The organism is Pseudomonas sp. (assembly GCF_037994325.1).
GTDB lineage: Bacteria > Pseudomonadota > Gammaproteobacteria > Pseudomonadales > Pseudomonadaceae > Aquipseudomonas.
On sequence record NZ_JBBNAH010000651.1, the window covers coordinates 1 to 12855 of the forward strand.

The 12855-nt window shown below is 61.3% G+C and carries 12 protein-coding genes; 1 reads left to right on the top strand and 11 read right to left on the bottom strand.

Going from position 1 to position 12855, the window contains the following annotated elements:
* The coding region (locus AAAB16_RS21470; protein ID WP_340665161.1) for an autotransporter-associated beta strand repeat-containing protein at positions 1 to 2164 on the bottom strand (2164 nt) is incomplete at its 3' end.
* A gap of 522 nt (positions 2165 to 2686) precedes the next feature.
* On the opposite strand from AAAB16_RS21470, the gene AAAB16_RS21475 reads away from it, so the two are divergent.
* Entirely contained in the window at positions 2687 to 3196 is a 510-nt protein-coding gene (locus tag AAAB16_RS21475; protein ID WP_340665162.1) for a hypothetical protein, read from the top strand.
* A gap of 104 nt (positions 3197 to 3300) precedes the next feature.
* On the opposite strand, the gene AAAB16_RS21480 is transcribed toward AAAB16_RS21475, so the two are convergent.
* From AAAB16_RS21480 to AAAB16_RS21525, 10 genes are all read right to left on the bottom strand, one after another.
* A complete protein-coding gene (locus tag AAAB16_RS21480; protein ID WP_340665172.1) occupies positions 3301 to 3894 on the bottom strand; it encodes an XRE family transcriptional regulator in 594 nt (197 codons plus the stop codon).
* 47 nt (positions 3895 to 3941) lie between these two features.
* Entirely contained in the window at positions 3942 to 4103 is a 162-nt protein-coding gene (locus AAAB16_RS21485; protein ID WP_340665163.1) for a hypothetical protein, read from the bottom strand.
* A gap of 167 nt (positions 4104 to 4270) precedes the next feature.
* Positions 4271 to 5002, bottom strand: coding sequence for a UTRA domain-containing protein (locus AAAB16_RS21490; protein ID WP_340665164.1), 732 nt, complete (start codon positions 5000 to 5002; stop codon positions 4271 to 4273).
* A gap of 26 nt (positions 5003 to 5028) precedes the next feature.
* Positions 5029 to 6405 carry an LLM class flavin-dependent oxidoreductase gene (locus AAAB16_RS21495; protein WP_340665165.1) on the bottom strand — a complete coding sequence of 459 codons (1377 nt, stop codon included), beginning with the start codon at positions 6403 to 6405 and terminating at the stop codon, positions 5029 to 5031.
* Positions 6402 to 7001: a nicotinamide riboside transporter PnuC gene (pnuC, locus tag AAAB16_RS21500; protein WP_340665166.1), complete on the bottom strand. Its 600-nt coding sequence runs from the start codon at positions 6999 to 7001 to the stop codon at positions 6402 to 6404. The genes AAAB16_RS21495 and pnuC overlap by 4 nt, the downstream gene beginning before the upstream one ends.
* Before the next feature lie 37 nt (positions 7002 to 7038).
* On the bottom strand, positions 7039 to 7875 hold the full coding sequence (locus AAAB16_RS21505) for an HAD family acid phosphatase (RefSeq protein ID WP_340665167.1): 837 nt from the start codon (positions 7873 to 7875) through the stop codon (positions 7039 to 7041).
* Between the two features lie 8 nt (positions 7876 to 7883).
* Positions 7884 to 10058 (bottom strand): TonB-dependent siderophore receptor, encoded by a 2175-nt coding sequence (locus tag AAAB16_RS21510; RefSeq protein WP_340665168.1) that lies wholly within the window; start codon positions 10056 to 10058, stop codon positions 7884 to 7886.
* A 117-nt stretch (positions 10059 to 10175) separates the two neighbouring features.
* Complete coding sequence (locus tag AAAB16_RS21515; protein ID WP_340665169.1) at positions 10176 to 11060, bottom strand: rhodanese-like domain-containing protein; 885 nt, start codon at positions 11058 to 11060, stop codon at positions 10176 to 10178.
* Entirely contained in the window at positions 11057 to 12202 is a 1146-nt protein-coding gene (locus tag AAAB16_RS21520; protein ID WP_340665170.1) for a phosphotransferase, read from the bottom strand. The genes AAAB16_RS21515 and AAAB16_RS21520 overlap by 4 nt, the downstream gene beginning before the upstream one ends.
* Positions 12199 to 12855 (bottom strand): ABC transporter substrate-binding protein (locus AAAB16_RS21525; protein WP_340665171.1); only part of this gene is annotated, 657 nt, incomplete at its 5' end. The genes AAAB16_RS21520 and AAAB16_RS21525, both read right to left, overlap by 4 nt.

Below are 12855 nucleotides of genomic sequence, written 5' to 3' on the forward strand. Positions count from 1 at the left end.
CAAGTGTGAGGGTGTTGCCGAGGGTGATGGCATTGCCCAGGTTAAACGCGGCGCTGGTATCCAACGTGCCGGGGCCGGCCACGTTAAGGGCGCCGCTGCCAAGCGCCGTGGCATTACCCAGCTGCAAGCTGCCGGCATTCAAGGTTGTGCCGCCACTGTAGGTATTGGCGTTGTTCAGGGTCAGGGTGCTGTTGGCGCCATTTTTCACCAGGCTGCCGCTACCGCTGATGGCGCCGGTGAGGGTCAGGTCGCTGCTGCCGGTGTAGCCAAGGGCGGCATTAAGGGCGAAGGCGTTGGTCAGTACGCGGCTGCTCAGGCTGTCGAGGTTGGCGTTGCCAGCCACCGTAACGGTGCCGATACCCAGCAAGCCACCGCCATCAAGGGTGACGGTGCCGGCGTTAAGCAGCGTGCCGCCGGTGTAGCCGTTAAGGCCGCTGAGGGTGAGGGTGTTGCTGCCATTTTTGATCAGTTGCCCGGTGCCGCTAATGGCGCCGGTAAGACTCAGGTCGTAGGGGCTGTTAACCGTCAGGTTGTTATTGAGCAATACGCCATTGGCCACGCTCAGGGCGCTGCTGGTGGTCAGGTTCGCCGCGCCACCAACGGTTAATACGCCAGTGCCCAGCCCCGTCGCGTTGCCCAGGCTTACGGTGCCGGCATTCAGTGCCAAGCCCCCTTGATAAGTGCCGGCGCCGTTCAGGGCGAGGGTGCCAGCGCCGGTTTTGACCAGGCCGCTGCTGCCGCTGATGGCACCGTTCAAGGTGAGATTGTTGTTACCGCTGAGGGTCAAGGTATTGCCCAGGCTGACGCTGTTGGCCAGGGTGCGCGCGGCGGTGCCGGTCAGGCTGCTGGCGCCGGTTACGGCGAGGGCGCCGGTGCCCAGGGCGAGGTCACTGCCTAGCAGTAAGCCGCCGGTACTCAGGGTGGTGCCGCCGGTGAAGTTATTGCTGCCAGAAAGAGTCAGGGTGTTGCTGCCGTTTTTGATCAAGGCGCCGCTGCCGTTGACCACCCCGGACAAACCGAAATCCACCGTGCCTTGGGTGGTTAGGCCACTGGCGCCGAGGGTTACCGCGTTGGCCAAGGTCAGCCCACTGCTGCCGGCCTGAATGGCGCCACCGTTGCCGGTCAATACGCCGCTGCCAAAGGCGCTGGCGTTGTTAAAGGTGCTCAGGCCGCCGTTTAGCACAGTGCTGCCGCTAACCACCGCGCCGGTCAAATTCCAGGTTCCGCTATTGACCTGCAACTTGCCGAAGTTGATGTACTGCGCGGCATCGATGCTGCCGCTGCCACTGGTGCCGCTACCACTGCCACCCACCGCGTTCTGCAACACCAGGGTGTTATTGCCACCGGCGCCGCCGTCGATTACGCCCGGCGCCGAAAACCCCAGGCCCAAGCTGACGACATTGAGCACGTTAAGGTTGCTGCTACCGCCGTCGCTGACCACGCCGCCGGTAACCGCGGTAAAGGTATTGGTGCTGCCCGCGCCGAGGTTGACGCTGCCATTGATGGTGCCCGCGTTGACGAAGGTGTTGCCCGCACTGGAGGCCTGAAAACCAACCCGGCCATTGACCGTGCCGGTGTTGACCATATTCACCTGCGAGCCGCCGTAAACGGCCACCTGCGGGGTATCGGCCTGCAACACCGAAACACTGGCGAGAATGTTTGAGCCAATGGTGCCGGCGTTGTTGATGTTGGTAACGCCGCCAGCGCCGTTGTGAATTTTCAGCGCTGTGCCGGAGAGGTTAAGCAGGTCGACACTGATCCCGGTGGTGCCATTGATAACCCCACCGGCCAAGTTATTGACCGTTACCGTGCTGGCGTTGCTATTGCCCATCACCACGCCGTTGTTCAACACCGACAGGCCCAGCAGGCTTGGGTTGATTACGCCGGCGTTGTTTAGGATGGCATTGTTGCCGCTGAGGGTAAGTGCGGTGCCCGCCAGCCCCAATAGCGCGGACACCTGGCCGCCGCTGGTGACGTTGGCTGTCAGCCCCGCTTGTGAGCTAGCAAAGGGAAGGAGAGTGGCGGCCGTGCTGCAGGTGACGGTAGAGCCTGTCACCAACCCGCACGCGGCATTAGCCTGGGGGGAAAGCAAGATGCCAGGCAGAAGCAATGCCAGGCCAAAACGACGAGCGTGCGCCATGCGCAGCTTACGATCTAAGTTCATTTCTGCCCTTTCCCTCGGCTTTTGCCTTCCGTGACGCGTACTTCCGGTGTACTGCGTGAACACCTACCTAACGTCGAAAACTGATTGGTTAGTCACATTCCAAACCGTAGATGTTGGTCAGTGATGCGCAAGCGCCAGCTTTGTAACCAGCGATGAGTGGTTGTCTAGCGCAGCAGGGCAATAGCTCGCAAGCAACGCAACGCCCTGGCGGCTGGGGTTTTACGCAATGAGGGAGGGCGTTATAAAAATTACCGGGCGGTTTTAGATCGTTTATTTCTTTCAGTTAGGTGCATGGATCGGGTGCGCATATCCATTGCGTCGTAAATGGCGTGGATATGGTGGATGCGTATGTCATCGCGAATTTTCTGCTGTCATCGCAGAGGGTTGTGTGCAAATCACAGCATTTCAGGGCACTTAACAGGCTTCTTTGCTGCTTGGCCGCCACCTTGCTGGCGGGCGCTGGATCCCTAGAATCGCCTCATCAGCTCAGTTCACTTATCGAATCAATTAGGGAGTTTCACCATGATGAATGCCATGCAGATGCAAATGCCGATGAACGCCAACATGCCGATGATGCCAATGATGGGCATGCCCATGATGATGGCCACCATGACCTGCGAAATGATGGACGACGGCATGATGTGCAAAATGATGCCGGCCGCTGGCATGGACATGGCCATGTTCAAAAACAGCGCTGAAATGATGCAGATGATGATGAACTGCGGCATGCCGATGATGATGCACTGCGGCAACATGAGCATGATGTGCATGTCGCCAGCCGCCATGGCCATGCCGATGATGGCCACCATGATGCCGATGCCAATGATGGGCATGCCCATGCCATCGATGAAGTGCGTAATGGAATGCACCATGATGGACGGCGGCATGATGTGCAAAATCATGCCAATGGCCGGCATGAACATGGACATGATGAAAAGCTGCTGCGCCTTGATGATGAAGATGATGAACGACTGCAGCATGCCGATGATGATGAGCTGCAACGGTATGCCGATGATGTGCTGCACGGTGTAAGGCACCGATCGGCTGCGTACCGGTCCACGTGGGCTTGGCCTCTGGCTCAACCCAACCTACGATTGCCTACAAAAAGGCCGCTCCATTGAGCGGCCTTTTTGCGTTTAGTCGAGGCGTTCGGGGTAGGTCACCACCAGGTAGGCTACGGCTTCGCTGTCGGCGGGGTTGCGGTAGCGGTGCGGTTGGTCGGCGTAGAACAAAATCGAGTCGCCGGTGGAGAGCAGGTAGCGCTCGTCGTTGACGCTGATTTCCAGCACGCCTTGGGCGACCACTAAGTTTTCCTGTACGCCTGGGGCGTTGCCTTGCGATTCGTCTTCGCCTAATGGGCTTAGGCGCAGTTCGTAAAATTCTGATTGGCGGGCGATATCGAAGGGGAACAGGGCGCGGCTGACCAACGCGCCGCTGGCGCTAACCAGGCGTTTGCTCTGGTTCGCCGGCAGTACCGCCACACCTTCAAAGGCGCGGGTTTCCAGAAACGCGGCAACCGATACCTTGAGCCCTTTGGCGATTTTGCACAGCACTTTGATCGACGGCACGCTGCGCCCGGATTCGATCTGCGCGAGCATGGCCCGGCTTACGCCGCATTGGCGGGCGAGGGCGTCGAGGGAGAGGTGGCGTTTGCCGCGTAGGCGCTGCAGGTTTTGCGCAACGCGTTCGGATATGGGGTCGTCTTCCAGCGCCTGAGCATTGAGATCCAGCGCGGGTTCGTCGCCGGTGGCAAGGAAACGCACTGGGTCTTGTGCACTCACGCGTTACGCGCCTCGGTCTGGCTGCTGTGCCGAGCCACTTGCAGCGCGGCATAACCGGCGTTGCGTGCGTACATGTCCCACATAACCCGTGCCAGTTGCTGCGCTTGTTTGCGTTTGCGGTGGAGGGCGAAGTCAATAACGTTGTCAGCTGGTTTCATACGGCACTTCACTGTCGTGACTAATGGCGGGATGAGGCGAGACTACGTGGGCTTCGGATATAACAATAAATACCAAATATTTATTTGGTAATGCTTTTCAGGAATTAATCTGGGGTGCCGATTGCGCAATGGTGCGCACAGCACTCCCTGCGCGTGCTCAGCTCCCGTCACGGCCCCGGATAACGCGTATCCACCACCACGGCCAAGGCATCCGGCCGCCAGAACTCTTGGTCGAACTCTACCGGCTGATCGTTCTCACCGAAGTTCAGCCGCTCCAGGTAGAAGCTGCTGGAGCCCGCTGTCAGTTGCAGCAGTTCGGCTTGTTGTTCATTCACAGTGCCGGGGTGCATGGTCAGTTCGCAGCGCGATTGCACCAGGCCAAAGCGTTCGCGCAGCAGGGTGGTGAGTGAGGTGTTCAGGTCTGCTTCCAGTAGCGCTGGGCACCAACTGGCGACCAAGGCGTTGAATTCCAGTAGCACCGGCCGACCGTCCACCCAACGCCGGCGTTGGAGAAAAAACACCGGCTCCTGCGCATTGGCCAAGCCCATGCGCGTGGCCAACCAACTGCCGGCCGGGCGTTGTTCGGCGCTCAGGCATTCGGTGAGCGGGGTGCGGCCCTGGGCGCTGACGTATTCCATAAAGCCGCTGATACGCGTGGGGTCGTAGCGGATGCGCGGTGGGCTGACGTACCAGCCGCTGCGGTTTTTGCGGTAGATGCGGCCTTCCACTTCCAGTTGTTGCAGGGCTTGGCGCAGGGTTACGCGGGTGCAGCCAAAGCGTTCGGCCAGTTCGCGTTCCACCGGCAGTTTGCCTTGCGCGGCGAGCACGCCCTGGGCCAGTTCCGCGGCCAGTTGGTCGCGGATTTTGGCGAATTGCGCTTGTGAGGGTTCAGCAGGCATCCGGCGTTCCATGTCGTGTAGAGCGTTTATAAGCGCCGCTGGCGGTGGCGCGCGGCGGGGTGGTCGTCGCTGACCTGGGTTAAGCCTGGCCCGCGAAAACGTTCGCGCAGGGTGGCGCCCTCGTAGTCGGCCCAGACTCTACCGCGCCGCTGCAACTCCGGCACTACCAGCTCGACAAAATCCCCCAGGGTTACCGGTGGCACCGGGTCGGCGATATTAAATCCGTCGAGGTCGGCCACTTCCATCCAGCGTTCCAATTCATCGGCCACCGTTTGTGGCGAACCAACAATCACGGGCCCACCACCGCCCACGCCAACAAACTCGGCAATCGCCCGTGGCGTCCACACGCGGCTGGCATCCAGGCGGGTAAACACCTCAAGCAAGCCGCGAATGCCCTCGGTTTCGGCGTACTGCAAGGGCTGGTCCGGGTCGAGCACCGACAGGTCGATACCCAGCAACGCGCTGTACCTCGCCAGGCTGCCTTGCAGACTTGCGTACTGTTGATAGTCGCGCAGCTTGGCCTGGGCTTGCTCGTCGGTACTGGCGACGATCACGGTGACAATATTGAAAAACTTCAATGACTGCGGATCGCGCCCTTCGGCAGCGGCCAACGCTCGAATGCTCTCGACCATGCCACGGGTAACCATGGGGTCGTAGGAGGACAAAAACACACCCTCGGCATGCCGCGCGGCAAAGGCTTTACCTACCGCCGAGCTGCCGGCCTGGAACAGCACCGGCGTGCGTTGCACTGAGGGCTCGGAAAGGGCGATGCCCGGCACCTGAAAGTAGCGGCCGTTGTGGGCAATTGGCTGCACCTTGGCCGGGTCGATAAACACCCCGGCCTCACGGTTGAATTGCACCGCATCGTCGGCCCAGCTGGCTTCCCATAAGGCGTAGACCACGGCCATAAACTCTTCGGCAATGGCGTAGCGTTCGTCGTGGGGAATTTGTTGATTCAAGCCGAGGTTGCGCGCCGCGCTGTCCAGCGCCGAGGTGACGATATTCCAACCGATACGACCATGGCTCAGGTGGTCCAGCGTGGTCATCTTGCGCGCGAAGCTATAGGGCTGCTCGTAGGTGCTCGACACGGTGACAGCGAAGCCCAAATGACGCGTAGCCGCGGCCATGGCGCTAACCAGTAGCAGCGGGTCGTCGGTTGGCGTTTGAATGCCATCGCGCAGCGCCGCATCGACCTTGCCCTGATAAACCTCCAGCGGCCCCAGCGCATCGGCGATAAACAGCGCATCAAATTTGCCGCGTTCGAGAATCTGCGCGGTCTCCAGCCAATGGTTGAGTTCACGGTAACGGTGGGCCTGACTGTCGGGGTGCCGCCACAGGCCCATCGCCGTGTGGCCAACGGTATTTTGCCGCAGGCCATTAAGGCGGATCCGTTTGCCGCTCATGCCGCCGCGCCCACGGTGCTCGGCGCCGCTTGCTGTTCCTGAGCCAGCAGGTCTTTTTGCCAGGCCCGCAGGCCGTAAAACGCCAACACCACAAAGCCTGCGTAGAGGCCGGCGGTGACGTTGAGGTCTTTGTACAGGTACATGCCGACATACAAGACATCCAGCACAATCCACAACCACCAACTGACCACGTATTTACGTGCCGCCCATACGCTAGCCACCAGGCTAAACGAGGTGAGGGTGGCATCGGCCCACGGGATTGAAGCATCAGTGAGGTGATGCATGACGCTGCCCAACGTCAGCGCACCGACCACCCCGGCCAACAGGCTGATCACCGCAGTGCGGCGCGGCAAACGTTCTACCCGCACCTTGCCGGCCTCAATACGGCCAGTGCTCCAGCGCCACCAGCCATAGCCTTGCAGGCCGGCGAAAATCAGCTGCAAGAGCATGTCGGAATACAACTTCACGTCGTAGAAAATCCACGCATACAGCAGCACGGCAATCACGCTGACCGGCCAGCACCAACGCACCCGTTGGGCGGTGAGAAAAACGCCGACAACATTGAACAGCACGGCAACAATTTCCAGCGGTGACATGGTCTGCCTCTCCAATCGATAAAGGGTCAGCGCCGCCTTATGGCTGCAGCTGCAACGCCTGTTGTTTTAACTCACGTTTACGCGCGAAGGGCAGGTCGTCCTGATCACCATAGGGCGCGCTATACCAGTTGCCGTACGTGGGGTTAGGCAGCACAAACCAGCGCTGCCCCAGCCACGCTAAATAAGGCGCCGCGGCGTGGCGTTGCGCGGCCAGGGTATTGGTCTCGGCCTGTACAAAGTCGCCAAACGAATCGCCCACCAGCAGCAACACCCTTGCATGCTCGGCCACCCATTGGCGCCGGCAGCTTTTGCCGTAGCCGGCGCTTTCGCAGTGGCCAGTGGGCGTGGCAGCGGCCAATACCTGCGCCAGGTCGTTGACCGGAAAGCCGCGCAAGCGCAGGTTTTTCACCGTGTCGGCCACTTGGCTATGTTCGCGGTTGGTCAGGTAATACACCTGCACCCCACGCCCGGCCGCAGCTTGCAGAAAAGCCGCTGCGCCGGGCAAGGCCTGTGCCTGGGCTTGTTGCACCCAGGCGTTCCAGCGCTCATACGAATATTCTTCGTCGTTGCGGATATCGCGGGCATTGAGCGGGATATTGTCCAGCAGGGTTTCGTCGATATCGACGACCACCGCTGGCGGCAACCCGCTTAAGTTTCGCGGCGGCAAGGGCAGGGCGTCCCAACTGGGGTCGGCCAAGGCCACGTCCAGCTGGCGGGTGGCGCTGGCAAACACTTGCCGGTAAATCAGCTCATGCTCGATCGAGGTTTGCGTCCACAGCACGGCGTCCAGTTGGTCATTGGCGGGCGGTTGCTGTTGGCAGCCGCTCGCCAGGCCCAAGGTCGCCAGCATCACGCTGATCATCACGTTGCGCATGGCCGACCTCAGAAGTTAACCGTGGCCGACAAGCGCGCAGTACGCGGCGCACCCGGGAACAGATAACCGTCGCCGAGGAACTCGCCGGCATCGCGCCAGTAGCGTTTGTCGAACAGGTTATCGACGGTCAGGCGCAGCACGGTGTCGTAGTCGCCGACCTTGGTGTTGTAGCGCCCGCCCAAATCCCACACCGCGTAATCACCCACTTTCACCGTGCCTTCACGGTTGGCGTATTTGCTGCCGCTGTATTGCACGCCGCCAAGCACGGCCAGGCCGGGTACGCCGGGAATGGCGTAGTCGGCGTGCAAGGTGCCGCGTACTTCCGGCACGTTGATGGCTTGGTGGCCTTCGTATGTGTCGGTGCCGCTGCCAGTGACCCGCGCACGGGTGGCGGCCAGGCTGGCGGACACTTGCAGGTTGGAGGTGACGTGACCATTGGCCGACAGTTCCAGGCCGGTGTTTTTCTGTTTGCCGGCCTGCACATAGTTAAAGGTGCCGTCGCCGTTCGGGCGTGGGTATTGGAAGTCTTGCGTGATCTGGAACAGCGCGGCGGTCAGGCTCACACGTTGCCAGTCACGCTTGATGCCCAACTCCAGCTGCCGCGACTCGGTTGGCGGCAGAATTTCCCCGGAGTTGACTGCAAACCACGAGGCTTCGCCACCCAGCGACAGACCTTTGCTGTAGCTCAGGTAAATCGAGGTATCCACGCGCGGTTTGTAGATCAGCGCAGCCTGCGGCAGGAATTTCCACAGTTTGGTATGGCGGGTGGTGTCGCCGTTGCTGTCGAAGGTTTCTTCGTCCAGGCGCACTTCACGGCCGCCCAGAATGGTTTGCCATTGCTCATTAAAGGTAATGCGGTCGGTGGCAAACAGGCCGTATTGGCGGCTGTCCAGGCGGCGATAGGAATCACCCAGTTCGCCCGAGTAAGGGGTGAAGTCTTGCGAAGGCTGATTGATATTGCCGGAGCCAACGTATTCGTTGACCGAGGCGCGACGGTCCACCACGCGGCGCAGGGCGCTGGTGCCAAAGGTCAGGTCATGCTTGAGGCTGCCGGTGTCGAAGGTGCCATTGAGCGCGGCTTGCGCTTCGTCGTTGCGGCGGGTGTCGTCGGGGCTGCGGTAGTCGTAAACGTCGTAGTCACCATTGGCGCCGAAGTGGGCCAGCAGGTCGCTGGCGCAACTGGCGGTGAAGTAGCAGCCGTAAGCAAAGGCGCTGTAGTCGTCGATCACCACCTTGCTGCGCGAGGCGCTGAGGGTGCCTTTCCAAGCATCGTTAAAGCGGTACTCAAACAGGCCGTCGAGGTTGAGCGACTCAATGCCCACCGGGTCAGACCAGCTCTGGTAGGCGAGCAAATCTTTCGGGTCGACGTCATGGGGCACTTCGGTGCCGCCGAGCAATTGGTAACCCGGCACGGAGCGCTGCTCGCGTTTCTGGTACTCGGCATTGAGCTGCAACAGGGCGTTGGAGCTGATATTCCAGTCCACCGCCAGGGAGGCGAAATCACGCTTGCCGTCGGTGTGCTCAACGTAGGAGCCGATCTCTTCGTGGGCCAGGTTGGCGCGAATACCCACCTGTTGCTCAGCGCCAAACCAGCCGCCCAGATCGGTGGCCAGGTACTGCTCGCCATCAAGGTTGGTGGACACGGTCACCGAGCGAACATTCTCCGGGCGTTTGCTCACGTAGTTGACCAAACCGCCGGGTTCGGACACCCCGCTTTGCAAACCAGCCAGGCCCTTGAGCACTTCCACTTGCTGCTTGTTTTCCAGGGCGACGTTTTGTTCGCCGGTAATGGTGCGGCCGTTGATTTTGTAACTGTTCGCCGAGTTCAGCGAAAAGCCGCGGATCACGAAGTTTTCGTAGTAGCCAACCGGCGCATAGCTGTCGCCCACCGAGGCATCGTTCTTTAACACTTCGCTAAGCAGGCGCGCTTGTTGGTCTTTCAGGCGGGCGTCGGTAATCACGGCAACCGAGGCGGGGGTGTCGAGCAACGGTGCATCATCAAAGCCGCCGACAGCGGCTTTTTTTGCCTGGTAATCGGTGTCGTCTTGGCCGAATACGGTGACGGTATCCAGGGTGACGGCATCGCTGCCGGTTTCTGCCCACGCCGGGCCTGTGGCCAGGGCGATGGCCAGGCTGAGCAAACTCAGTTGGCCGCGTAGCGGGTGGTTATAGGGTGTAGCCATGTGGAGCGCTCCTTGGGTCCTGCTCCGGTTACGCGTTTTGGCTAGGCAAACAGAGCCCGGCGCTGCGCAACGGAGGGTTGCCAGTACTGAATAAAAAGGCGGTTTAGCCGGTAGGCGTCAGGCCGGAGGTGCTCCGGTGGTCATTGGTAAGCGTGCATCGGCGGCCCATTCCTGTAGCGAGCCGTCGTAGATCGACACGTGCTGGCGGCCCAACAGGGTTAAGGCCAGGGCATTGGCAGCCGCGGAAATACCGCCGCCGCAGTAGAGGATTAATGGCGTGTCGTCGTGCAATTGCGCGGCGAGCAGCTGGGAGAGGGCGTCCTTTGGCAGGTAGCGGCCTCGCTCATCAAACAGCGTGCGGGCGGGTAGGTTGAGGCTGCCGGGAATGTGACCGCGGCGGGCGTAGCGGGTCGGGGCAGTGCCGTCGAACAAGCCGGGGCCGAGGGCGCAAACCAAAATACCCGGAGCACGTCCCTCAACAACGGCCAACACCTGCTCGCGGTCCACGTACGGTGCACTGTGCGCACCAAGCGATAGTGGTGTTTGCGCGGTGGTGCGCACAGAACACCCAACAGCTTCGGGGTAATCCGCTTGTTTCCAGGCGTTAAAGCCGCCGTCGAGCACAGCGGATTCGATACCTATACCGCGTAATGTCCACCACAACCGTGCGGCCCAAAAGCCATCGGCGCGGTCGTAGATCACTACGGTTTTCTCGGTGCTGACACCCAAGGCTGCCAGAGCCTTTAACAGTTCATCCGGCTGCGGCATGGCGAAGCTAAAACTGGCGCTGGTGTCGGCTAGATCGGTAAGCAAATCCGCATGCCGTGAACCCGGTATATGCGCTGCCAGCCAACCGTCGTAACCGCTGCTGGCGCGGTAGTCGCCGTCAAAGCGCGGGGCGGGCAGGTTTACCGTGGCGTCCAAAATCAGCAGCTCAGGGTGCGCAAGATTGGCGTGCAGCCAGGTGGCGTCGACGAGGATGCCGGGCACGTTCAGGCTCATAGTTGCACCTGGGCCAAGTGCTTAAGCAGGCGTTGGCCTTCGGCGCCGTTAAACCAGTGCAGATGGCCGATCAGGTAGGCATCGTAGGCCACGTCGGCGCTGCTGGTGGAGCCGACAATACCTTGGAAGTACGCCACTTCCGAGAGGGCGAAATCCACATGCACCAGAGGTAGCAAGGCGGCCAAGGTGCGCAGGTCGTTTTCGCTCAGAGGCTTGATGGCGTGGTAGCCAGCGAGCAGGGCGTCGATGGCATCCAGTTGCGCCGGGGCTGTGCCACCGCTGTCCAGGTCCAGCCAAGGCACGCAGTTGCGTTCGATGGCGTTGGCCAGGTCGAACAGGGCGAACGTGCGGTCGGCGAGGCCGAAGTCGAGCACGCTAGTGACGCTGGCCTCGGCGCTGCTATCGCTCCACAGTAAGTTGGAGGCGTGCCAGTCGTTGTGGGTCCACAGCGGTGGTTGATCTTTTAGCAGCGGTAACAGTACCGCCTGACGCGGCAGCAGCAGCTCGCTGAGTTGCGCGTGCCAGTTTTTGTGTTGCAGGTAGTCAGCCAGCGCACCGTCGGCCTCGGCGGCGGCAGCGATGGCCGCCAACGGGTCGTCTTGGCTGATCAGCCGGGCGTTGACCAGCAGCACGTTTGCCTCGCGTGGTGCAGCGTTGTAATCGGCAGCGGCCAGGTGCAATTTGGCTAGCGCTTGGCCGGCGGCGTTGGCGTGTTGCAGGCTTTGCAAGGGCGACCATGACAGCGCATCGCGGTACAGGTCGACGCCTTCGGCCACGCGGTGAATCTCGTAGGTCCAGTCATCTTGGCTGGTCGCAGTGCGCCCATGGCGGTTCGGCACAATGGCGGCCACCGGCGCGCCGTTGGCATGCAGGTGGGCGATCAAGCGGTGTTCTTCTTCCAGCCAAGTCGCTTCACGCACGTTACGGTGATGGCGTTTAACAAACAGCGTGCCGGTGCCCGTAGTGATCAACCCTGCCGCCGAAAACGGCCGCGGGCTGTGCCAATGCAAGCTATGCAGCGCGCCCAACTGCGGGTACTCCAGCAGCAGGCGTTCGATATCGCCCTCACGCAGTGCCGGCCAGTCGGCAGCAACAGGTTCCAGGCCAAGGCCGTGGGCGGTTCGGATGGGGCTATTACTCATGGCTGCACCGGGTGGGGAAGAAAGGCGTTGCTGGTCGCGTTGTGCCAGACGTCGGGATTATCCAACACGCCGTACTGATGCAGCCATTGCGCATAGCCCGAAAGCAGTTCTTCGCGCTGATAGCCCCACTGGCCGTTATGCAGCCAGCTCGGCGCGATGCGGTGCAGCGAGGCGCTAAGCAGCTCGGATGGGAAGTACGGCGTTACGCTTTCATACGCTGCCAATACGCTGCCCGGCTCCTGCGCCGCCGCGAGAAAACCTCGGGCGGTGGCGGCGAGAAAATCGCGCACCAGCTCGGGTTTGTCCGCCACGGTTTGCTCATGGGCGCCCAGCAGATAGCTGTGATAGGGCGGCGCGCCGATGCTGTCCACCGGCAACACCACGCGGCGCTCGCTGGCGATGCTGCTCGGCATCAACGCTTCCCAGGCCCAGTAGCCGCCAAAGCTGGCATCGGCGATGCCTTCAGCGAGTTGGTCGGGGCGCAGCTCGCGCACGCCGCTGTCGACCAGAATCACCGCGTCCGGGTCGCCGCCATCGTTGCTAACCAAATGCCGCACCATGGCCAGGCCGCGCGGCGTTGGGTTAAGCGCCAGGCGTTTGCCTTGAAGATCACGGGGGCGGCTGATGCCGGAATCGGTCAGGGTTTGGATCGA

Coding starts and splice junctions, on each gene's coding strand:
- AAAB16_RS21495 (WP_340665165.1), bottom strand. CDS start 6,405: ATGAGCGGCAAACGGATCCGCCTTAATGGCCTGCGGCAAAATACCGTT.
- AAAB16_RS21505 (WP_340665167.1), bottom strand. CDS start 7,875: ATGCGCAACGTGATGATCAGCGTGATGCTGGCGACCTTGGGCCTGGCG.
- AAAB16_RS21520 (WP_340665170.1), bottom strand. CDS start 12,202: ATGAGTAATAGCCCCATCCGAACCGCCCACGGCCTTGGCCTGGAACCT.
- pnuC (WP_340665166.1), bottom strand. CDS start 7,001: ATGTCACCGCTGGAAATTGTTGCCGTGCTGTTCAATGTTGTCGGCGTT.
- AAAB16_RS21490 (WP_340665164.1), bottom strand. CDS start 5,002: ATGCCTGCTGAACCCTCACAAGCGCAATTCGCCAAAATCCGCGACCAA.
- AAAB16_RS21485 (WP_340665163.1), bottom strand. CDS start 4,103: ATGAAACCAGCTGACAACGTTATTGACTTCGCCCTCCACCGCAAACGC.
- AAAB16_RS21510 (WP_340665168.1), bottom strand. CDS start 10,058: ATGGCTACACCCTATAACCACCCGCTACGCGGCCAACTGAGTTTGCTC.
- AAAB16_RS21475 (WP_340665162.1), top strand. CDS start 2,687: ATGATGAATGCCATGCAGATGCAAATGCCGATGAACGCCAACATGCCG.
- AAAB16_RS21515 (WP_340665169.1), bottom strand. CDS start 11,060: ATGAGCCTGAACGTGCCCGGCATCCTCGTCGACGCCACCTGGCTGCAC.